General features: G+C 64.4%; 22 protein-coding genes. 11 read left to right on the plus strand and 11 right to left on the minus strand.

Going from position 1 to position 21,055, the window contains the following annotated elements; translation table 11 throughout:
* Positions 1-20: 20 nt before the first annotated feature.
* The gene (gene merC, locus ACWTPI_RS09560; protein WP_454731554.1) at positions 21-440 is read left to right on the plus strand and encodes an organomercurial transporter MerC; all 420 of its coding nucleotides are present in this window, start codon (positions 21-23) and stop codon (positions 438-440) included.
* A 32-nt stretch (positions 441-472) separates the two neighbouring features.
* A complete protein-coding gene (gene merA, locus ACWTPI_RS09565) occupies positions 473-2,158 on the plus strand; it encodes a mercury(II) reductase (protein WP_454731555.1) in 1,686 nt (561 codons plus the stop codon).
* A gap of 64 nt (positions 2,159-2,222) precedes the next feature.
* Here the strand turns inward: merA and ACWTPI_RS09570 are convergent, their stop codons facing one another.
* The 9 genes from ACWTPI_RS09570 to ACWTPI_RS09610 all read right to left on the minus strand — a co-directional run bounded on the left by ACWTPI_RS09570 (position 2,223) and on the right by ACWTPI_RS09610 (position 10,854).
* Positions 2,223-2,387 carry a hypothetical protein gene (locus ACWTPI_RS09570; protein ID WP_454731556.1) on the minus strand — a complete coding sequence of 55 codons (165 nt, stop codon included), beginning with the start codon at positions 2,385-2,387 and terminating at the stop codon, positions 2,223-2,225.
* Positions 2,388-2,810: 423 nt separating this feature from the next.
* On the minus strand, positions 2,811-3,158 hold the full coding sequence (locus ACWTPI_RS09575) for a copper-binding protein (RefSeq protein WP_454731557.1): 348 nt from the start codon (positions 3,156-3,158) through the stop codon (positions 2,811-2,813).
* A complete protein-coding gene (locus tag ACWTPI_RS09580; RefSeq protein ID WP_454733270.1) occupies positions 3,155-6,325 on the minus strand; it encodes an efflux RND transporter permease subunit in 3,171 nt (1,056 codons plus the stop codon). Before ACWTPI_RS09580 ends, ACWTPI_RS09575 begins: the two co-directional genes overlap by 4 nt.
* Positions 6,322-7,890, minus strand: a complete 1,569-nt coding sequence (locus ACWTPI_RS09585) for an efflux RND transporter periplasmic adaptor subunit (RefSeq protein ID WP_454731559.1) — start codon at positions 7,888-7,890, stop codon at positions 6,322-6,324. The genes ACWTPI_RS09580 and ACWTPI_RS09585 overlap by 4 nt, the downstream gene beginning before the upstream one ends.
* A complete protein-coding gene (locus ACWTPI_RS09590; protein WP_454731560.1) occupies positions 7,887-9,194 on the minus strand; it encodes a TolC family protein in 1,308 nt (435 codons plus the stop codon). The genes ACWTPI_RS09585 and ACWTPI_RS09590 overlap by 4 nt, the downstream gene beginning before the upstream one ends.
* Positions 9,195-9,266: 72 nt before the next feature.
* On the minus strand, positions 9,267-9,665 hold the full coding sequence (locus ACWTPI_RS09595; protein WP_454731561.1) for a copper resistance protein: 399 nt from the start codon (positions 9,663-9,665) through the stop codon (positions 9,267-9,269).
* A 152-nt stretch (positions 9,666-9,817) separates the two neighbouring features.
* Positions 9,818-10,036: a hypothetical protein gene (locus tag ACWTPI_RS09600; RefSeq protein WP_454731562.1), complete on the minus strand. Its 219-nt coding sequence runs from the start codon at positions 10,034-10,036 to the stop codon at positions 9,818-9,820.
* A 141-nt stretch (positions 10,037-10,177) separates the two neighbouring features.
* On the minus strand, positions 10,178-10,642 hold the full coding sequence (locus ACWTPI_RS09605) for a hypothetical protein (RefSeq protein WP_454731563.1): 465 nt from the start codon (positions 10,640-10,642) through the stop codon (positions 10,178-10,180).
* Positions 10,639-10,854: a hypothetical protein gene (locus ACWTPI_RS09610; protein WP_454733285.1), complete on the minus strand. Its 216-nt coding sequence runs from the start codon at positions 10,852-10,854 to the stop codon at positions 10,639-10,641. The genes ACWTPI_RS09605 and ACWTPI_RS09610 overlap by 4 nt, the downstream gene beginning before the upstream one ends.
* A gap of 777 nt (positions 10,855-11,631) precedes the next feature.
* Here ACWTPI_RS09610 and ACWTPI_RS09615 point away from each other — a divergent pair.
* The 5 genes from ACWTPI_RS09615 to ACWTPI_RS09635 all read left to right on the plus strand — a co-directional run bounded on the left by ACWTPI_RS09615 (position 11,632) and on the right by ACWTPI_RS09635 (position 14,951).
* Positions 11,632-11,937: a hypothetical protein gene (locus ACWTPI_RS09615; RefSeq protein WP_454733284.1), complete on the plus strand. Its 306-nt coding sequence runs from the start codon at positions 11,632-11,634 to the stop codon at positions 11,935-11,937.
* A 319-nt stretch (positions 11,938-12,256) separates the two neighbouring features.
* Complete coding sequence (locus tag ACWTPI_RS09620) at positions 12,257-12,637, plus strand: hypothetical protein (protein WP_454733283.1); 381 nt, start codon at positions 12,257-12,259, stop codon at positions 12,635-12,637.
* Between the two features lie 288 nt (positions 12,638-12,925).
* The gene (locus tag ACWTPI_RS09625) at positions 12,926-13,693 is read left to right on the plus strand and encodes a class I SAM-dependent methyltransferase (RefSeq protein ID WP_454734090.1); all 768 of its coding nucleotides are present in this window, start codon (positions 12,926-12,928) and stop codon (positions 13,691-13,693) included.
* Positions 13,694-14,058: 365 nt separating this feature from the next.
* Complete coding sequence (locus tag ACWTPI_RS09630) at positions 14,059-14,547, plus strand: CzcE family metal-binding protein (RefSeq protein WP_454733280.1); 489 nt, start codon at positions 14,059-14,061, stop codon at positions 14,545-14,547.
* 128 nt (positions 14,548-14,675) lie between these two features.
* Complete coding sequence (locus tag ACWTPI_RS09635) at positions 14,676-14,951, plus strand: hypothetical protein (protein ID WP_454733279.1); 276 nt, start codon at positions 14,676-14,678, stop codon at positions 14,949-14,951.
* Between the two features lie 260 nt (positions 14,952-15,211).
* Here ACWTPI_RS09635 and ACWTPI_RS09640 read toward each other — a convergent pair whose 3' ends face one another.
* A complete protein-coding gene (locus ACWTPI_RS09640) occupies positions 15,212-16,477 on the minus strand; it encodes a type II restriction endonuclease (protein ID WP_454734091.1) in 1,266 nt (421 codons plus the stop codon).
* Between the two features lie 271 nt (positions 16,478-16,748).
* Here ACWTPI_RS09640 and ACWTPI_RS09645 point away from each other — a divergent pair, with 271 nt between their 5' ends.
* The 4 genes from ACWTPI_RS09645 (at position 16,749) to ACWTPI_RS09660 (ending at position 20,430) form a co-directional block, all read left to right on the plus strand.
* Positions 16,749-16,901, plus strand: coding sequence for a DUF2933 domain-containing protein (locus tag ACWTPI_RS09645; RefSeq protein WP_454734119.1), 153 nt, complete (start codon positions 16,749-16,751; stop codon positions 16,899-16,901).
* Positions 16,902-16,929: 28 nt separating this feature from the next.
* On the plus strand, positions 16,930-19,377 hold the full coding sequence (locus ACWTPI_RS09650; RefSeq protein WP_454734092.1) for a heavy metal translocating P-type ATPase: 2,448 nt from the start codon (positions 16,930-16,932) through the stop codon (positions 19,375-19,377).
* Between the two features lie 66 nt (positions 19,378-19,443).
* Positions 19,444-19,860, plus strand: a complete 417-nt coding sequence (locus tag ACWTPI_RS09655) for a DUF411 domain-containing protein (RefSeq protein WP_454733275.1) — start codon at positions 19,444-19,446, stop codon at positions 19,858-19,860.
* Between the two features lie 42 nt (positions 19,861-19,902).
* Complete coding sequence (locus ACWTPI_RS09660; RefSeq protein ID WP_454733274.1) at positions 19,903-20,430, plus strand: c-type cytochrome; 528 nt, start codon at positions 19,903-19,905, stop codon at positions 20,428-20,430.
* Between the two features lie 130 nt (positions 20,431-20,560).
* On the opposite strand, the gene ACWTPI_RS09665 is transcribed toward ACWTPI_RS09660, so the two are convergent.
* Positions 20,561-21,040 carry a cupredoxin domain-containing protein gene (locus tag ACWTPI_RS09665; protein ID WP_454733273.1) on the minus strand — a complete coding sequence of 160 codons (480 nt, stop codon included), beginning with the start codon at positions 21,038-21,040 and terminating at the stop codon, positions 20,561-20,563.
* Positions 21,041-21,055: the final 15 nt, after the last annotated feature.

Here is a 21,055-nt window from a genome sequence, read left to right on the forward strand (position 1 = left end):
GGGAGCGAGGGAGCGACGCCATGGGACTGATCATGCGCATGGTCAACAAGGCCGGTGCCCTCGGCAGCGTCGTCTCGGCGATGGGTTGTGCGAGTTGTTTTCCCGCTATCGCCAGCTTGGGCGCGGCCATTAGCCTGGGCTTCTTGCGTCAGTACGAGGGACTGTTCATTCGTATCCTGCTGCCGGCGTTCGCTGGCATCGCGCTGCTCGCCAATGGGATCGGATGGCTTAACCATCGGCAGTGGCAACGGACCGCGCTCGGCGTGATCGGCCCGCTCCTTGTGCTGGCCGCGGTGTATTTGATGGTTGGCTGGTGCAGCGAAGCGCTGCTCTATGTCGGCCTGGCCTTCATGGTCGGGGTATCGATCTGGGACTTCGTCTCGCCGGCGAAGCGCTGCGGCGCACCGGACGCCTGTGAACTGCTGGCCAAACGCGGCTGACGCGCGTTGGCCATGATAGAAGGAACTGTGGCATGACCCACCTGAAGATCACTGGCATGACCTGCGACGCGTGCGCCGTCTACGTCAAGGATGCCTTGGAGAAGGTGCCGGGCGTGCGGTCGGCGGTCGTGTCCTACCCGAAGGGGACGGCGCGGATCGCTGCCGAGCCCGACACGTGGCCGGATGCGCTGACCGCGGCCGTGGCCGGACTCGGCTACCGGGCCATGCTCGCCGAGGCCCCGCCGGCGGAAAATCGCGGCAGCCCGCTCGACAAGGCCCTAGGCTGGCTGGGCGGCGGCGACAAGGGCGGGGACCAAGCCAGCGCCCTGCGCATTGCCGTCATTGGTAGCGGCAGCGCCGCGATGGCGGCGGCGCTCAAGGCCGTCGAGCGAGGCGCGCGGGTGACGCTGATCGAGCGCGGCACCATCGGCGGCACCTGCGTCAATGTCGGCTGCGTGCCGTCCAAGATCATGATCCGCGCGGCCCACATCGCTCATCTGCGTCGCGAAAGCCCGTTCGACGGGGGCATCCAGGCCACGCCACCGGCGATCCTGCGCGAGCGCCTGCTCGGCCAGCAGCGGGGGCGTGTCGATGAGCTGCGCCACGCCAAGTATGAGGGCATCCTGGCAGGCACGCCTGCCATCACGGTGCTGCGCGGCGAGGCCCGCTTCCAGAACGGGCACACCCTGAGCGTGCGCGTGGTCGAAGGCGGGGAGCGCGAGGTGGCGTTTGACCGCTGCCTGATCGCCACTGGCGCCAGTCCGGCGGTGCCGCCGATCCCCGGTCTGAAGGACACCCCGTACTGGACCTCGAACGAGGCGCTGGCCAGCGACACCCTGCCGAAGCGGCTGGCCGTGATCGGCTCGTCGGTGGTGGCTGTGGAGTTGGCGCAGGCCTTCGCTCGGCTCGGCAGCCAGGTCACGATCCTGGCGCGCAGCACGCTGTTCTTCCGCGAGGACCCGGCGATCGGTGAGGCCGTCACGGCCGCCTTCCGCGCCGAGGGCATCACAGTGCGGGAACACACGCAGGCCAGCCAGGTGGCCTACGCCGACAGCGAATTCGTGCTCACTACCGGACACGGCGAGATCCGCGCCGACCAGTTGCTGGTCGCCACGGGCCGCGCGCCCAACACGCGTGAGCTGGCACTGGAGGCGGCGGGTGTGAGGGTCACCGCGCAGGGCGCCATCGTCATCGACAATGGCATGCGCACCACGGCGCCGCATATCTACGCCGCCGGCGACTGCACCAACCAGCCGCAGTTCGTCTACGTGGCGGCGTCGGCCGGCACCCGCGCGGCGATCAATATGACCGGAGGCGATGCCGCGTTCGATTTGAGCGCATTGCCGGCGGTCGTGTTCACCGACCCGCAGGTCGCCACCGTGGGCTACAGCGAGGCGGAAGCCCACCACGACGGCATGGAGACCGATAGCCGGCTGCTGACGCTCGACAACGTGCCGCGCGCGCTCGCCAATTTCGACACGCGCGGCTTCATCAAGCTGGTCGCCGAGGCAGGATCGGACCGCTTGATCGGCGTGCAGGCGGTGGCGCCGGAAGCAGGCGAACTGATCCAGACGGCAGCATTGGCGATCCGGGCGCGGATGACCGTGCAGGAGCTGGCAGACCAGTTGTTTCCGTACCTGACAATGGTCGAGGGCCTGAAGCTCGCGGCGCAGACGTTCAGTAAAGACGTGAGCCAGCTATCCTGTTGTGCCGGATGACGAGAAAGGGAAACACTTTGCCGGCATCAGCTGGCATTATGAGAGACAAAGCGTGAACAAATCGTCAATTTGGAAAGTCATCTTGATTGTGTGCGCTGCCATCGGCGTGCTTGCCATCCTTGGTGTGGTAGGCATGCTTTTGATGCATCAGCGCATGATGGGTGGCCTGAGCTGTTGCTAGCCCGGATGCAAGCAAAGTAGCGGCGGCCTGGGCACCGACGTCGCCCATACCATGATGATTCAATGGAAGCCAAGCCCCCACCCGTGCGCGCCGTAGCGGCAAGCAGGTAACCCGTGGACGCCCCCTTTCCGACCGCTATTTACGCCGTCTCGTCGACCTCCTGGTGCGCTTGCGCGAGACCGTGCCATGCTGGTTGGGGGTTCGCCGGCGAGAGCCGTGCTGTCGTCGCAGATACCAAGCAAACAGTCCGAGCATACCAAGGATGATTGCCAGTGAGCTCAGGACGACGACGAGGACATCGTGGGGCAGATCAAAAGGGTTGTGGCGCACGGTCTGATTTCGATTCGGATTTGGCTAGCCAGGATCGTTGCGCAAAGGCGCCAATGCCTACCGGCTTGACGTTGCTAGGCCCTGCCGGCGGGTCAGAACGCGCACGGCCGTTGGCAGCAAGCCGTACGCGCATGGCGCGGATTATTTGCGCTGCATGTCAACGACCGTCGGCGCGCCATCCACCTTGTCGAAGGTCACCGACACGGCATCGCCTTCCTTGAACTTGCTAAGCGAGGCGCGATCCTTGACCGGAAACGCCATGGTCATGCCGGGCATACCCAAGTTCTCAATCGGGCCGTGCTTGAGCGTAACCTTGCCGGTCTGCGCATCGATCTTCTTGATTTCTGCGGACACCGGCCGAGCCGCTTGTTGTGAGGCAGCGGGTGCAGCGGGTGCCTTCATGTCCATGCCGTCCATCGAACCCACGGCGAACACAGCCGGTGCGGCAATGATGGCCAGGGCGGCGGCGAGGGTCTTGAGGTGTTTCATTGCGATTCCTCCTGAGGTGTGAGGTTGGGGGAAAGGGAAGTTTGCTTGATCTGACGGCGGCGTAGCAGCAGATACACCGCCGGGACCACAAACATGGACAGCAGCGGCGCCGTCACCATGCCGCCGACCATTGGCGCAGCGATGCGCTGCATCACTTCTGAGCCGGTGCCGTGCGACCACATGATCGGCAGCAGGCCGGCCAGAATCACAGCGACGGTCATCGCCTTTGGGCGCACACGCAGCACGGCGCCTTCCTCGATGGCATCGAGCAGGGCCGCGAGATTGCTTTGCCCATCCTCGAGCCGTGCTTGCCAAGCGTGTTTCAGGTAGAGCAGCATGATGACGCCGAATTCCGCAGCGACCCCGGCGAGTGCGATGAAGCCGACAATCCCCGCGACCGATAGGTTGTACCCCAGCAGATAGAGTAACCAGAAGCCGCCGATCAAGGCCAGCGGCAGGGTGCCCATGATGAGCAGTGCCTCATCCAGACGGCCGAATACCAGATAGAGCAGGACGAAGATGATCAGCAGCGTGAACGGGACCACCACCTTCAGCTTCGCGGTGGCGCGCTCGAGATACTCGAACTGCCCCGACCAACTCAGGGAGTATCCGGCTGGCATCGGGACGGCTTTGGCGACCGCCGCCTGCATGTCCTGCACGGCAGAGCGCAGGTCCCTGCCGCGAATGTCGACGTAGATCCACCCGGAGAGTCGCGCGTTTTCACTGCGCAGCATGGGCGGCCCTTGCACGACCTGGATGCGCGCAACGTCGGCCAGCGTGATTTGCAGCCCCTTGTCGGTCACGATGGGCAGGCTGCGCAGTTGCTCGATGGAGTCCCGATAGTCACGCGGATACCGGACATTGATGGGAAAGCGCGCGAGCCCGTCGACCACTTCGCCGACGTTTTCGCCACCGATGGCCGATGAGACGATCGCCTGAACGTCTTCAATGTTCAGGCCGTACCGACCCGCAGCGCCCCGATCGATATCGACGTCAATGTACCGGCCGCCCGTGAGCCGTTCGGCCAGCGCGGAAGTGACCCCCGGAACCGTCTTGACGGCCTCCTCGATGCGCGTGGCCAGGCGATCGATTTCCTTCAGGTCGGTACCGGCGACCTTGATCCCCACCGGGCTTTTGATGCCGGTGGCGAGCATGTCGATGCGGTTGCGGATCGGCGGCACCCAGATGTTGGACAGCCCTGGCACCCTGACGACCCGATCCAGTTCCTCGACCAGCTTGTCGGTGGTCATGCCGGCACGCCATTGGTCCTTGGGCTTGAACTGGATGGTGGTCTCGAACATCTCGATCGGCGCCGGATCGGTGGCGGTATCGGCGCGGCCCGCCTTGCCGTACACGGTCGCCACCTCCGGCACGGTCTTGATGAGCCGATCGGTCTGCTGCAGGAGCTGGGAGGCCTTGCCTGCGGAGAGGCCTGGCAACGCCGAGGGCATGTAGAGCAGATCGCCCTCATCCAGGGGCGGCATGAATTCGCCGCCAATGCGCATAATGGGCCACGCGGTGGCGATGAGCAGCACGGCGGCGATCGCCAGGGTGGTCTTCGGATATGCAAGGACCTTGCCGAGCAGCGGCTGGTAGCCGCGAATCAGCCAGCGATTGAGCGGATTGGCCTGCTCCGACGGGATCTTGCCGCGGATCATGTAACCCATCAGCACCGGTACCAGGGTGACGGACAATCCCGCTGCGGCCGCCATGGAATAGGTCTTGGTAAAGGCGAGCGGCGAGAAGAGCCGGCCCTCCTGCGCCTCCAGTGTGAACACCGGAATAAACGACAGCGTGATGATCAGCAGCGAGAAGAATAGGGCAGGCCCAACCTCGGCGGCAGATTTGCCGATGACGCGCCAGTGTTCATGGGCGCGGAGTTCGCGCTGCGGATTGTCGGCATGCCAGTGCTCGAGATGCTTGTGCGCGTTCTCGATCATGACCACCGCGGCATCGACCATCGCGCCGATGGCGATGGCAATGCCACCCAGCGACATGATGTTGGCATTCACCCCCTGGTAGCGCATCACCAGGAAGGCGGCCAGCACGCCCAGCGGCAGCGAGACGATGGCCACCAGCGCCGAGCGCAGGTGAAACAGAAACACCAGGCAGACCAGCGCCACGACCGCAAATTCCTCGATCAGCTTGGTGGTGAGATTGGCCACCGCCCGCTTGATCAGTGCCGAGCGGTCGTACGTCGTAACGATCTCGACGCCCTTGGGCAGGCTCTTCTGTAAGGTGGCGAGCTTGGCCTTGACCGCTTCAATGGTCTCCAGGGCATTCTTGCCTGAGCGCAGCACGATGACGCCGCCGGCCACTTCGCCCTGGCCATTCAGTTCGGCAATGCCACGCCGCATCTCGGGGCCGAGTTGCACGGTGGCAACGTCGCCCAGCCATACCGGGATGCCAGCGTCGCTCGTCACCAGCGGAATCTGGCGAAAGTCGTCCAGCGTTTTCAGATAGCCGGTCGCCCGGACCATGTACTCGGCTTCACCCAACTCCAGCACCGAGCCGCCGGTTTCCTGGTTGGCGCCCTTGAGCGCTGCCAGCACCTTGGCTTGCGACAGGTTATAGGCGCGCAGCCGATCCGGCATCAGCACGATCTGGTATTGCTTGACCATGCCGCCGAGCGAGGCCACTTCGGCGACGTTGGGCAGCGATTTGAGCTCGAAGCGCAGGAACCAGTCCTGTAGCGCCCGTAACTGGCTGAGGTCATGCTGGCCGGTCTTGTCGACCAAGGCATACTCATAGATCCAGCCGACGCCGGTCGCATCGGGTCCGAGCGCGGGCTTGGCTGCCGCGGGCAGCCGCGATTGCACCTGGTTCAGGTACTCGAGCACGCGTGAGCGCGCCCAGTACAGGTCGGTGCCGTCTTCGAACAGCACATAGACATAGGAGTCACCGAAGAACGAGTAGCCGCGCACGGTCTTGGCCCCGGGCACCGACAGCATGGTCGTGGTGAGCGGATAGGTGACCTGGTTTTCCACGATCTGCGGCGCCTGCCCAGGGAAGGGCGTGCGGATGATCACTTGCACGTCGGACAGGTCTGGCAAGGCGTCGAGCGGCGTACTCTGTACCGCCCAAAGTCCCCACGCGGTCACCATGACGGTGGCGAGCAGCACCAGGAAGCGATTGCGGATGGAGGCGAGGATGAGTCGGGCAATCATGGCTTCGCTCCCGCAACGGCGGCAGCCGACTCGACCGCGGACAGGGTCGCCACGCCGTCCTTGTCCAGTCGGAAGCGGAACCGGACCTGATCCCCCGGCTTGAATCCCTTGGGCATGCCGGCTGGCGGCGCGCCAAACTCCATCGTCATGGCGCCCCACTGCGCTGACGGAATGGGCCCGTGGGAGATCGTCATGCTCTGCTCGGTGACGGCCTCGATCCGGCCGACGCCTTGATGTTCTGGCCCGGGCGCTGCTGCGGCACCAGGGGCCGACGCGCCGGCTGCCGACGCGGCCGTGGGCGCGGTCATGCGCTGTGCAGTGCCGCGCAGACTCGCCTCCGAGTCGATCAGGAACTGTCCGGAAACGACCACCTTCTGGCCCGCTTTGAGACCCTCAATGATTTCGGTTTGGCCGCCCGCAGCCGCGCCGGTCTTGACCTCCACGGGGCTGAATCCGCCTTGGCCGGATGCCACCATGGCGACCGTGCGCGTGCCGGTACGGATCAGCGCCTCGGTTGGTACCAGCAGGCGATCCGGTCCGGGGGCGGCGTCAAAGCGCACCGAGACAAACATGCCGGGCAACAGCTGGCGTGCCTTGTTCGGCAATTCGATGCGCACCTTGACCGTGCGGGTACCGGCGCTGATATCCGGCAGGATGGCATCGACCTTGCCCGACAGCGTCTCGTCGGGCAAGGCTGCGGCGGTGGCCGACACCGTCTGTCCGGGCCGCAACGGGGCGGCCTGGCTCTCAGGCACCTCGGCGATGACCCATATGGTCGCAAGGCTCGCGATGCGAAAGAGGGTCGTTCCCGGTGAGACCGTCATGCCGTCGCGCGCACCGATTTCGGTGACGATGCCGTCCACCGAACTGGTGATCGTCAGCCGCGGCTGCAGTTTGCCGGTGGACTGTACCAGCCGGATATGGCTCTCGGTCATGCCAGCCTGACGCATGCGCGCAATGGCGGCCTCGCGCAGCTCGCGCTGTAGGCTGCCATCCATCCGGTTGACCGCCAGGTATTCTTCCTGCGCCGCGACCCATTCCGGCGCATAGATTTGCGCCAGCGCTTGACCTTTTCGGACCGGATCGAGGGTGGTCCGGGCATACGCGTGTTCTACGAATCCGCTGGTGCGGGCCTGCAGCACTTCGATGCCGCGTTCATTGATCGCGACATTGCCCGGTACTTGCAAGGCGGCCTCCAGCCGGCCGGTCTTCACCTCGGCCGTGCGGATGCCAAGGTTCTGTGTCATGCGGCTGTCGATGGTGACGGCCGCGCCGCCGCTGGCTTCTTCGTACACCGGCGACAACGGCATGTCCATGTACGGCGACTTGCCCGGCTTGTCAAAGCGCTGTCCTGGCACCATCGGGTCGTGCCAGTAGAGGAGGCGCTTGCCAGTTTTCGGGTCAATGTCGCCCGCCTTGAGGGCGGCACCGCTGGCGCCGCCGCCCGCGGTTGCCGACGCGGGCGACTGCTGGCGCCCTTGTTGTTGACCGAGGTAATAGGCAGCCCCAACGCTTGCCACCACCATCAGGCCTGCCACCGTCCGTGCAATCGTGGTCTTGTTCATGGTTGAGCTCCTTGCAGTGACGTGGGCTGGACTGCGGTGGGTAACGGCATCAGGAAGGTCAGGTCCGCCCAGAGTCGGGCGGTGGCAGCCTCAAGCTTCAGGCGCTCAAGCGAAATATTGAGCGCCTTGCGGCTGGCATCGGCCACAGCGGTCAGGGTGCCGGCGCCCGCTCGATAGGCGGTCAGGGCTGCCTCGGTCTGTGCCTTGGCCAGCGGCACGGTGGTGCTCCGATAGCGCTCGAGCCGCGCCTGGCTGAGCGCCAGCTCCGCCTGCTTGCCGCGCAACTGCCCGAGCAAGCCGCGGCGTACGACCTCGGCTTGCGCGCGCGCAGCGTCGGCCTGCGCAAGCCTTGCGGCCAGTTCCCGATCCTGGCGATGCTTCTGGTCCCAGGGCAGCGGCAGTGAGACGTTGAGCGAAACCATGTTGGAGTAGGCGGGGCCGCGCTGGCTGTACATCAGTTCCACGCTCACATCCGGGATCTTGTTCTCCCGAGCGACCCGGCTTTCCGCCTCGGCGACGCCCACCTGTGCCTCGGCCGCCGCCACGTCCGGCAGTTGCGCCACGCCGTCGGCGTCCAGGGTGTTGAGCCAGGCCGGCGCCTCGAGGCCAGGGCGTTCGGCCAGGGGACGCTCTGCGGCCTCGCCCACCCAGCGGCGCAGCATCGCTCGGGCTGACCCCAGTGCGGCGCGGGCCTCGTCTTCGCGATCCTGCAGTTGCCGGAGTTCCAGTTCGGCGGCCAGGATGTCCGCACGGGAGCCGCGGTTGCCGCGATAGGCAGCCTGCGCCGCCTCCACCATCAGCTTGATGGACTGCGCCTGCTCGGTGAGCACGCTGTAGGCACGTTCGGCGTACCAGCGGTCCAGCCAGGCCGTGGCGGCGCCACGCTGCACCGTCGCCAGCGCCGCCGTACGCTGGGCCTCTGCCGACGAGGCCTCAGCCTCGAAACGCTGAGCGCGGGCCTCGCGCTTGGCCGATCGGGTGAATTCCTGCATCAGGCTGATCGAGCGCATCGTCATCGAGTCTGTGCCGAGGGAAAACCCGTCGCGGCCATCAGCCGGCACGTTATTGACGCCGACCTTCAGGACCGGGTCTGGCAACTGTCGGCCAGCCACCGCCATCTCGATGGCGGACTGGACCGCTGAGCGCGATGTTTCGGCATCCGTCGAGCGGGAAGACGCGAGCGCCACGGCTTCCTGCACGGAGAGTGCGGCCGCGGGCTGCGCCCATCCGGGATGGGCAGCGGCGAACAGCGTAAGGGCGAGCGTCAGCCGGCACCCATACGCAAAGGGAAAACGCAAATGCATAAAGCCTCCGCAAAGCAACGACCACCCTGAAGACTATGGTTCAGGGCACGATAGTAGGCGTTGCTGCGGAGGCTAGTTTCGGAAACAGCAGTGGAGGATGGGCAGGGGGCGAGGGGGCCCGCGTGGCACCGCGTCGGCGTAGGCCGCTCGCTGGCTGACGACTACCGGTACCAACGCCGGCTCAACCAGATTGACGAGCACGGGCTGGAACGCAGGAATCTGCGCGCTGGGGTGGTCGGCCGACTTGGAGCCAAGCTGGCAGTGCTCCAGGCACAAGCCATTATGGGCAGCCGGCGCTTCGGCCTTCTGCGTCATGTCCGGACAGGACTCCGTCATGCCGGCCATGTCCGCCATCCCTTCCATCGAATACCGGCTGCCCGCGCAGGCGTAGGCGGCCGCTGCCAGCTGAACTGTCAGGAATGTACTCAACAGGAAGGCGGCAAGCCAAAGCCGGCGAAAACGGGTACGCACGTGGAAGACTCGGTTTGAGGCGAATGGTAGCAGCGTTTGGGCTCTTCCGGCACATCGTGCGGTTTGCCCCAGATCTAATGCAGACGGGGTAGCCCATCCGGGGGAGCGCTCCGGCGAGCCACGCGAACGCAGGCACCGGAGCGCGGGCTCGGTTACTTGGGTTGACCCATCATTTCGCGACACTTTTGCATCATGGCGGCATGGTCGCGCATCATCGCCGCGTGGTCCTCCGTCTGCTGTTTCTGTTGTTGCGCCTCAGCTCGCTTGGCGGCACGAGCCTTTTCGATCACATACCAATCAGGTCCGGCGACGGCCGATAGCGAGAGCGCCAGGGCGACGGCGCCCACAAGAGCGTGAAGCAGGGATTTCATGATTATTCCTCGTTCCGTATAGGCAGGGACCGCCTAAACCCCAAGAGCGGGCGGCAGGCAACACTGCAAATGGCTAAGTCAGACAGGAGCACGCGTGGCGCGGAGGCGCCAGCTGCGGCAACGCTGTGTGGCGGGATTGCGCTACAGACGGACGCGTTTCGGCGGGCGCTCGAGGCGAGCCGGAACGACGGAGAGATACGCGAATTCCGGATGGGCGACCAAAACGCTGGTCCATGCATCCGTGGTGGACCCGGTTGCTAACGGCGTGCCAGCGAAGACCGCACAAGCGGAGGACGTGCAGGGAATACGAGACGGGCCGCTGGCATGCCGGTCGCCGGCACAGCTGTGACTGACGCAGTCATGCGGGCTGGCGGTCTCGACACTGGCCTGCGCCCCTTGCACAGGCATATGAGCAGGCATGTCAGCCAGGCCGGCGACACAGCAACTGTCCAACGGCCCGGCTTGCGCCCGCAGGGGCAAAGCCAGCGCCAGGGTCAGCAGCATGACGACACGCCAAAACTGTTTCATATGCTTACGCATTGGGCGCTCCGAGCCGACGCGCGGTAGCGCCGTCGCGGATCTGTCTTCAGTATAGGTCTTCATCATGCTCGAGCCACCGGCGGTTCCGGCGTCGCCCGGCCCGCAGAACCGGGCGACGCGAACGACAGGTAGACCTCGTCGAGCAAGCGATTGTCCCCGCCGGCCAATCGCTCCAGGGCGGCTAGCAGGTGCTCGGCCACACCGTACTGCTGCTGGTCGCATGCCCGCCGGAATACCGCGAACACGTCATCAAATAGCAATTGCGTCGCAGTGTTCATGGCTTGCCCCGCTTAATGCACTGTGTGGCCATGGCGCTGTCGCCGCCATGCCGTCCTCAATTACACTATGGACCTTCCCATGGGGGTAAGGTCAAGCAGTGCTTTTGCTCGAGGGCGCATGCGGCGAATGAGCCCGAGTTGCGGTACGCAACCCCGTTACTGCGGGGATCGGGCCAGGCGGCGGAGTCGAGCCAGCGGTGGAGCGCCGCCGTACGCGGTGCTATCGGATTCAGAGCCGTCGATGCATACAGGGCCCGCTTCTGGCGCTGAGGCGTAAAACGCAGTCACGCCACGGATCCGAATCTTTTTGATAGCCGAGCTTTTCGCAAGCGGGTCCCTGAATCTGTAGCGATGCCTCCATGTCACGCTCGGCTTGCGCGGTACGTTCGGCGACCGTCGCGCACCCACCCAGCATGATCGTAATCAGCAATAAGACACGCATGAAATTCTCCTTCGTCACTCATGGCGTCGGGACGCCGTCGCGCTGCACCGGGCGTCTGGCAGCACGACCGGCAAACCAGCGAAGCGGGTGCGCCAACGGCGATGTCGTTACCGTGAATTTAGGTTCTCGTTGCGATCGCGCCAAGAATTTCCCTTGCGCGGAATTGCGGCACGGCGCCGGCTCTTATTACGCGACCATTACGCGGGGGTAATTCTCGATGGCTTTTGCTTGCCGGCGGGATAGCAGCGTTACAAGCGTTCACATTTGTATAGCACGAACACTCCCTTCAATGCCGAAGTCGTATGCTGTCTTCCTCTACCCGCAAGGCGTTAAACATGAATAAGCTTCCGGTCCTGGTCGGCACCGTCCTACTCATCGGATTCAGTTACGCCAATGCGCAGACGCATGCCTACCCGCATGATGGGCATGGTCGAGGAGGGATCATCCCGCCACGCGCTGCGCATACCGAGGTGCATGCCGTGCCCGCCGTGGCGCTGGTGCACGACTCCCACGCTTCGTATGGCCATGGCGCCGCGGTGCGCGAGCCCCATCGTGAATCGCGCCACGGCATGGATCATGGGCGACGGGAGCATGAGCGGCGCCATCACAACCCATACGCTTACGGTCCGCGCGGTCACTGAGGACGGCGCCAGCCGTTCTCCCGCGGATCGGCGTGCCGAGCCCAATGGGAGGCCGGCGCGCGATGGTGCCCAATCAGGCAGCACGGTGCGACCCCTTTCATCCGAGGCACTCCGCCGCTGCAGAAATTCGCTCGCATGCCCGCCGGGACGCCGTCATGCCCTTCGGTAACGGCGGCCCACCATGCCCCGGCTGATCCGCGGCAGAGCCGCCGTGGTGCGATGGGCGCTGCGTCTGTCATGCCCCTGTCATTTTGCCGTCAGGCCGCTTCTATAAACTCCGCATTCAATCGATGCCTGCTGTCGCCGGATGAGAAGGCTTTTGCGCCACCTATCGCTTTGGTTAGTTGTGCTTGCATTGCCAATCCAGAACGTTGGCGCGGCGGCAACGCTCTCCTGCGCCGAGCTGCAGCAGGGGCGGGTCGCCGGCGCCGTGCTCGACGCCGCTGAGGAGGCGAGCGCCGACAATACCGACGCACTTGGCGACACCACATCGCATCACTGCCTGGCCAGCAAGGAACGCGGCAAGGCGCGCGGTTGTCATGCCTGTTCCTCCTGCACGGCGGCTTCGCCGCTAGCCATCGCTGCCTTTTGGTCGGCACAAGCGTTGCCAACAACCGGCATACCGCTTACCTCTCCGAACACGGCATTTTCCAGCACGACGCCTGAGACGTTGCTACGCCCGCCTTCCCGGCATCTCTGAGGCCGCCGACGCCGTTCCGTTCGCCGGCCATCTCCACCCCGTTCATAGATGTCGTCCTTCGGTTGACCGAGGGCGAACCCTGCCTGCACTCGCGCGCTCGCGATGGCAAGGCAGGCAATTATGGTGCAGCGTTTGATTTCGCCCTGCGGTCGCGCTCGCACAATATTGGAGACAGCGATGCGTATCTGTAATCAATGTAAGGCCCCGCTCAAGATAGACGTGTGGGCCTGCACCGCCTGCGGTTGGCAACCCCGTGTCCACGCGGGCGTGGTTTGCCTGGCGCCAGCCATGATCGTCGACCATGATGGTTTTCACGAACCGCTCTTTGTTGAGTACGAGGGACTCGAAGCGAAGCACTTCTGGTTTGTCTATCGTCGCCAACTGATCCTGGCTGCGCTGCAGCGCTACTTTCCTGACCTGCGGTCATTCATGGATGTCGGGTGCGGGACCGCCGAGAACCTGCGGGCGATCCAGGCGCGCTTTCCGCGTGCACGCCTGGTGGGCGGCGAGGCATCGATGCACGCACTGATGACGGGGCAGCGCAAATGCAAAGCCCAGTTCTTGCAGATGGATGCCCGCGCGATTCCCTTCACCGACGCGTTCGACGTCATGGGGGCGTTTGACGTCATCGAACACGTCGAGGACGACGCCCTGGTCTTGGCAGAGATGTACCGTGCGTGCAGGGCAGATGGGGGCATTATCTTGACGGTGCCACAACATCCCTCGCTGTGGAGCCACATGGACGAAGTGGCCAAGCACAAGCGGCGCTATACGCGCCGGGACCTGGTGACAAAGGTCGAGTCAGGCGGGTTCGAGATTGTCGACGTCACCTCGTTCATGACGCTGCTTTTGCCTGCCATGGCCATCTCCCGGCTGCGGCAGCGCGCCAAGCCGCCTCGCGACGCCATGGATGACGGCTTTCGCATCGGGGCGGCCTTGAACGGCGTGCTAGGCGGTGTTTGCACCATTGAGCACAGCCTGATTCGAGCCGGCCTGCGCTTTGCAGCGGGCGGCTCGCTGCTGGTGGTGGCCAGGAAGAAGGGTTGGACATCATGAGGAACGGCAGCCACTCGTTGACCGGTACGTCACGTGAGGACAAGCACCTGCACCGCACCGGCTGCCATCGGCCGTTGAAATCAGTACGTCTGCGGCCGGAAGCCGACGCGGCATTGCGAGGCGTTGTTCCGGTATGCCGAGCGCTGCAACGGCAACGCGTCGCGGCGCGGCGGGCTGGGAGTCTCGCGTCTCTGAAGCCCGGTTAGGTCGCCAAGCTGACGTTGGCGTACCCATTTCTGCGCCAGGCGTGGGACCGAGGCGAGGGAGCTTACATGGATGTAATTGCCGGGTAACGTCTCGGTGAGCGGTGGCTACCTACCATGGCAGTTAAGAGGTTCTGCCTCGAAACGTCAATGGAGAGCATCATGAATACCAAGAAGACCGCCTTTACCGCACTGGCGTTGTCGGCCCTTTCCGTGCTGTTGGGTTCGCCAGCGTGGAGCGCAGACCAGACCAGAACCAATGCAGGGGACAACTGGGCGCAGCACGTGCAGCGGCAAGCCGCTGAACAAGCCGGCACGCCTGCGCCGCGCGCAGTTCCCGGCGCGGCTCCCAGCGCGATGGCCGAAGCGGGGGCTGCCACACCGTTGGGGCCGCAGGCGGCGCTCTTCGGTAGCCTGGCGCCGGCGAACACGACCTCGCGTGCGGTGACGCTCGGCCCAGGCCTGAAGTCTGTCAATGTGGCCTCGGGCGACACGGTCACCTTCCGCAGTGGCGCGCAGGAAGCCACCTGGACATTCGCCGAATTCGTTCACGGCTCATCCGTGGATCTTGGCGTCCTGTTCCCGGCGCTGCCCAACGCCCGGGGCGTACGCGTCTATATCGAGCGCAGCAAGCTCTATACCGGCGGCTGAAGATCCCAGACTGTCAGGAGTGCCGACATGACAGATTTGTAATTTCGTCGTCAGGCCCTGGTGGGCTACACGGTTCTACACTGTAAGTGCAGGCTCACCGAGCCACTATCGAAGCAAGGAGAAACATAATGCGTACGTTGAAGAAGACTGCCCTTGTGGCACTGACCCTGGCAACCCTTGGCAGCGTCGCGGGCATCGCGCAAGCCGGCGTGAATTCGCCGCGTGATCCCTTTACCGCTGGGGGGCACGCGATGGGCACGCGCGATCCTTTCACCGATGGCAGCCACGCCATGGGCACGCGTGATCCGTTCACCGACGGTAGCCACGCCATGGGCACCCGTGATCCGTTCACGGATGGCAGCCACGCCGTAGGCCCGCGGGACACCTTCAGCGACGGCGCCTGACCTCGGCACCGCACCGTCTCGCCGGGACGGATGGGTCGCCCGGCTGGCGGGTACCTTGCCGCGGTGCGGGTATCGGGGGATTAGCCCGATACCCGCCTAGGTGCTCACGCGCATGCCCAGGGTCTGGCTCTGACCAAGGCCCAGCGGCTCATCATCGCGCCTTAGGCGCGATGATGTTTGTCCATCGCCGGCCCACACGCCGTTGCCATCTGTAACGGCGTCGTGTGGCATCTCCCGGCGCTTCCCTCAAAGTGCCAATTTCAGAGCTGTCTCGCGATGGCTTCGATCGGCTTCAGGCCGCTGCCAAAGCGCGCGATGCTTTCGCGATGCTCGCGCAGGCTGGAGTAGGGGACGTATCGGATATTGAGCGCCGACACGCGGCTGAAGGCCGGCCGGCTTAACTGCGCGCGCACATCGCCTTCCCGATCATCCGGCGCGACCAGAAAGAGGTGCTTGTGGGCGGACTGGTCGGAACCCAGCGCCAGGTCCAGTAAGCGCACGATCCCGGAATAGATCGAGGTGGTATGTTCGACTTCAAAAGCTGCCTCGACCTCGAGTGTCGTGGCGTTCAGCCAGACGGTGTCGATGAGAGGAACGGTATCGCCACCCGCCACAAGCAGCGCCGGCGGCAAAGTTTCGAGACAACCCTTGCTCAGGGGTTCCCCGTTGTACAAGCGGCTTCTGTCGTTCGTGGCAATCCAGACTGCGAAGCCGAGCGACTTGCCGAGATCGCGCAGCCATCCCTGCACCTCGGTATGGGTGGCGTCTTCGGTTTGGCCCAGTTGAATCTGCCTGGCAAGCGCGGCGGCCTGCTCGCGCACCTTGGCCAGTTCCTGCTGCCATGCGGCCACATCGCCTGCCTGCGCTTGCCGCGGTGGCAGCGGATAGCGTTGCATGCCGAGGTCAAAAAGCAGGCCCGCGATGGCGCCAAGATCGTTGGACAGCAGGTCCCGATAGCGCTGATTCAGTGCCAGTACCCCTTCGCGCATTGCCAGATAGTGGTCCCATTTGCCAAGCTTGACCGACGATCCCGTCAGCGCGTTATATCCGTTGACGATCGCCGTATTGAACGGCACGACCAGCGTGGGATGAATAAAATAGAGCAGGTTGGCAGCGGCCGGCCCCAGCCCTTTAATGCCGAGGCTGCTGAGTTGGCGAATCGCGTTAAGGACTTCCAGCTCGGTGTCACAGCAATTGCAGGTGTGCAACAGCCGGGCAAAGGCGCGCTGGTTCTCGGCGTTCTCATAGATGTCCGGGATGCGCAGCTTTGGCTTCCACAGAAAGGCGTGATCCGCGCCTTTGAAAATCTGACGCTGTTCAGCGATCGAGGACACTACGGTCTCCAGGGACGACCCACGGTACGCATTGCCGAATGTCCCTCCCTGGATCTCGTCGACGACGGCCCCGATGCCGCGCCGGATGGAACGGAAATTCTTGAGACGCTCGGGCCAGAGAAACCAAGTTTGATAGGTGCCGCTCTGGTCGGTCTTCCAGCGCTCGATGAGGATGCGTGTGGTGTCGATCATGGTGTTCTTTTTTGCGGGGAGTGTATCACCCCGGCACGTTTTGAACTTGGGCAATCTTTGGGCTCGGGCAGGCTTGACCTTCCCATGGTCGGAAGGTCTATCTTGAAGTCGTCAGGGCTGACCGGAACGAGCCACGCGCTGTCAGCTGCCGTCATGAACGCGTAAGGAGCCTGTCATGAAGATCTGCCATCCGCAATCGCCGGCCGCCGGCACGAACGCCGGCCGATTCCTGCGGTTTCCCTGGCTTCTGCGCTGGGGGGGGGCAATTGCGATGGGGGCCGTTGCGCTAGCCATCCGGCAGGGCCAAGTTGCTTCATGGCTGCCGTTTGCGCTAGTGTTGCTGTGCCCGTTGATGCATCTGTTCCATGGTGGCCACGGGCGCAGTGCCTCACCGGGAAGTTCCAATGAGGCCGTGGATGGATAGCGCACAACGACTAACAGGGAGTCATTCGATGAATGAAACCAGCAGCCAACGCCAGCCACACGACGCCGGGCGCCCGGGTGACGGTGCCAGCCATGCCCACGGTGTGCCCTCGAATACTGGCCATCGGGCGCATGGCGAGCACCACGGCCACCATCCTCACCATGGCCATGAGGGGCAGGGCCAGAGCGCCCTAAGCGCCGGTGCGTTGAAAGATCCGGTCTGTGGGATGGCGGTGTCGGCCCACTCGAGCTTCCATACCGAACACGCTGGCATCCTGTACTACTTTTGCAGCGCGTCGTGCCAGAAGAAGTTCGAGGCCGACCCGGCCAGGTACACGGGCGCGCCGGGGATGCCTGAGGAGGCTCCGGCGGCGCCAGGGACAATCTACACCTGTCCGATGCACCCGGAGATCCGCCAGGATCATCCGGGCAACTGCCCCAAGTGCGGGATGACGCTGGAGCCGCTACTGCCAGACCTCGATGAAGCGGAAAATCCGGAGTTGGTGGACTTTCGCCACCGCTTCTGGTGGACCCTGCCGTTGACCGTTGTCGTGTTCATCCTCGCCATGTTCGCGCACCGATGGGGCTGGATGCAGGCATCCACCCAGAGCTGGGTTGAACTTGCTCTGGCGACGCCTGTGGTGCTGTGGGCGGGTTGGCCGATCTTCCAGCGTTGTGTGCGGTCATTTATCCATCGCAGTCCCAACATGTGGACCTTGATCGGACTCGGGACCGGCGCAGCGTATTTGTACAGCGTGGTGGCTACCGCGGTGCCAGGCGCCTTCCCGCAGGCATTTTCGGCCAATGGCCGGATCGGCGTGTACTTTGAGGCCGCAGCGGTCATTATTTCGCTTACGCTGCTCGGCCAACTGCTTGAGCTCAAGGCGCGCTCGCAAACCTCAGCCGCCATCAGATCGTTGCTCGGCTTGGCACCCAAGACGGCTCGCCGTATTGGACCGGACGGCGCGGAGGAGGATGTGCCGCTCACGCATGTGCATGTCGGCGACCTGTTGCGGGTCAGGCCGGGCGAGAAGGTGCCGGTCGACGGGATCGTGACTGAGGGGAGCAGCTCGGTTGACGAATCGATGATCACCGGCGAACCCATGCCGGTCACCAAGCGCGCGGGAGACCACGTCATCGGCGCAACGATGAATACGTCCGGCAGTCTGGTCATTCGTTCGGAAAAGGTCGGCTCGCAGACGGTGCTGTCCCAGATTGTGCAGATGGTGGCGCAGGCGCAGCGATCGAAGGCCCCGATGCAACGCATGGCCGACAAGGTCGCTGGTGTGTTTGTGCTGGGCGTCATCGGTATTGCCGTCGTGACGTTTTTTGCCTGGGGTCTGTTCGGGCCGCAGCCAAGCTGGGTGTTCGGTCTGATCAATGCCGTCGCGGTGCTGATCATTGCCTGTCCCTGCGCGCTGGGCCTGGCTACGCCGATGTCGATCATGGTTGCAAGCGGCAAGGGTGCCTCCAATGGTGTGCTTTTCCGCGACGCGGCAGCCATCGAGAACCTCCGAAAGGTGACCACGCTCATTGTCGACAAGACGGGTACGCTGACCGAGGGCCGGCCGGCCTTCGAGCGAGCCCTCGGCACAAACGGCTATGCCGACGAAGAGGTCCTTCGGCTGGCGGCGAGCCTGGACCAGGGCAGCGAGCACCCGCTCGCGGCGGCGCTGGTGGAAGCTGCTCGCGCGCGCGGCCTCACGCTGGAGAAGCCAGAAGACTTCGAATCCAGCACCGGGATTGGCGTGCGCGGTGCCGTGGGTGGCAAGAAGCTCGCCATCGGCAACACGGCGCTGATGGAGACGGAAAGCATTCCGACCGAGGCACTGCGCTCGCAGGCCGATGCACTGCGCGCGCAAGGCGCGAGCGTGATGTATCTTGCGGTCGAGGGTCGCCTGGCGGGCCTGCTCGCCGTCTCGGATCCGATCAAGGGCTCCACGCCGGAGGCACTGGCCAGCCTCAAGGCAGAAGGCATCCGTGTGGTCATGGCAACCGGCGATGGTGTTGCCACGGCGAAAGCGGTTGCAGCAAAGCTGGACATTGCAGAGTTTCACGGTGAGGTGAAGCCGGCGGACAAGCTCAACCTCGTCAGCCAGCTGCAGAAAGGCGGCGCCGTGGTCGCGATGGCAGGGGATGGCATCAATGACGCCCCGGCGCTGGCCAAATCTGACGTGGGCATTGCCATGGGTACCGGCACCGATGTCGCGATGAATAGTGCTCAGGTGACGCTGGTCAAAGGAGACCTGCGAGGCATTGCCCGTGCGCGGGGGCTATCTGAGGCGACCATCCGCAACATGAAGCAGAATCTTGGCTTCGCGTTTATCTATAACGCTCTGGGCGTACCGTTGGCGGCAGGGGTACTGTACCCATTCACCGGGTTGCTGTTATCGCCTATGATTGCCGCGCTTGCGATGAGCCTCAGTTCGGCGTCTGTGGTTACGAACGCGCTGCGACTCCGGCAGGCGGACATGTGAGACAAGGCCCCGTACAGCGGGGGCCCCGCCGTGCCATCCGAAGCCAATGTTTTTTGAGGAGTATCAATGAAGCATATCCTGACCACTGTCGCGTTCCTTGCGATTGGCGCGAGCGCGTATGCGGCGTCGCCCACGCTCACCGTCTACAAGGGCCCCAACTGTGGTTGCTGTGAAGAGTGGGTCAAGCACGTGAACCAGGCCGGCATCCGGACCAAGGTGATCAATTCGTCCGATGTCGCGGCGGCGAAGACGCGGCTTGGTGTGCCCGCGCAGTTCAGTTCCTGCCATACCGCGGTGATGGGTGGCAGCGGACAGGTTGTGGAGGGACACGTGCCGGCTGTTGCGATCCGAAAGCTCGCTGCGAACCCGTCCTTGAAAGGTGCCGCTGTGCCCGGTATGCCCGCCAATTCGCCCGGCATGGGGCGGATGGACGGAAACCTGATTACCGTCGATTTTGGCGGCAAGCCGTTCTCGAAAGACTAGTGCGTGGGCTGGCAGCGCACTGGGCGCTGCCTGGCAAGCGAAATGGAAGAGTCGAATAAGACGCGCTGGAGCGTTGCCGGCTTGCTAGCGCTGGGCGCAGCGGTGGCCACGGCGATTGCACTGCAGACAAAGCGCTATCTGGAGGCGCCCGTTGCCGAGAAAGGGCCCGCTGAAGCGCGGCAGCTGCGCATCGATGCTTCGGATCCGGTGCACGTGTCCCGCGGCAAGCAGCTGTACCCGCAGGCATGCGCGTCATGCCATGGGACAAAGCTCGAAGGGCAACCGAGCTGGCGCGAGCGGCTTCCAAATGGCCGCATGCCAGCGCCACCGCACGATGCATCCGGGCACACCTGGCACCATGCCGACGCAGTGCTGTTTGCGATCACCAAGCATGGGCTGGTGCCCGGCATTACCGCGCCCAAGGGTTATGTGAGCGACATGCCGGCATTCGGCAAGTCAATGTCCGATGACGACATCATCGCTGTGCTGGCCTACATTAAGAGCACCGGGCCGGCCAAAATGGCCGCGGCCCAGCGCGAAGCGACCGATCAGTATGCCAGCCGGCGGTAGTCTCGGGCAGGCATTCACCTCTGCTTTTTGCAGGGGGCGGCAACGCGCGACAGCACGCGCCCAGTGGAAGCCGCCGCCTTGCGCGGTATCGCGGACGACGGAACGCCCCACTGCGGCGAAACGCTCGGCTTTACTTGACGACGACCTTTCCGACCATGCCGGCTTCGAAATGTCCCGGTACCAGGCAGGCGAAGTCGACCGTCCCAGGCCCGTCGAACTTCCAGACGAGCACGCCTTGCTGGCCGGGCGCAAGCGTGACCTGATTCGGGCCGGCGGCATGCTTTTCGGCGGGCATGCTGCGCATCATCTGCGCGTGCTCCTTCAACTCACCGGCAGTGCCGATGACCATTTCGTGCTCGACCTTGCCGACATTGCGCACGACGAAGCGCACCGTTTCGCCGCGCTTGACCGCAATCGAATCCGGCGTGTAGCGCATCGTGTCAGCCATCGCCACATTGACCGTACGCGATGCCTTGGCGGGATTGCCCGGCTGGCCCGCGGCCGACTTTGTGGAGGTGCCGTGGCTCGCGTGACTGTCCATGCTGCCCGCTGCAAAGACCAGCATCGGTGTCATGCCCAGTGCCAGCAGTAGTTGCTTGATCGTCTTCATGGCGTCTCCTTGGCG

The sequence above is a fragment of the Cupriavidus ulmosensis genome, assembly GCF_977008105.1.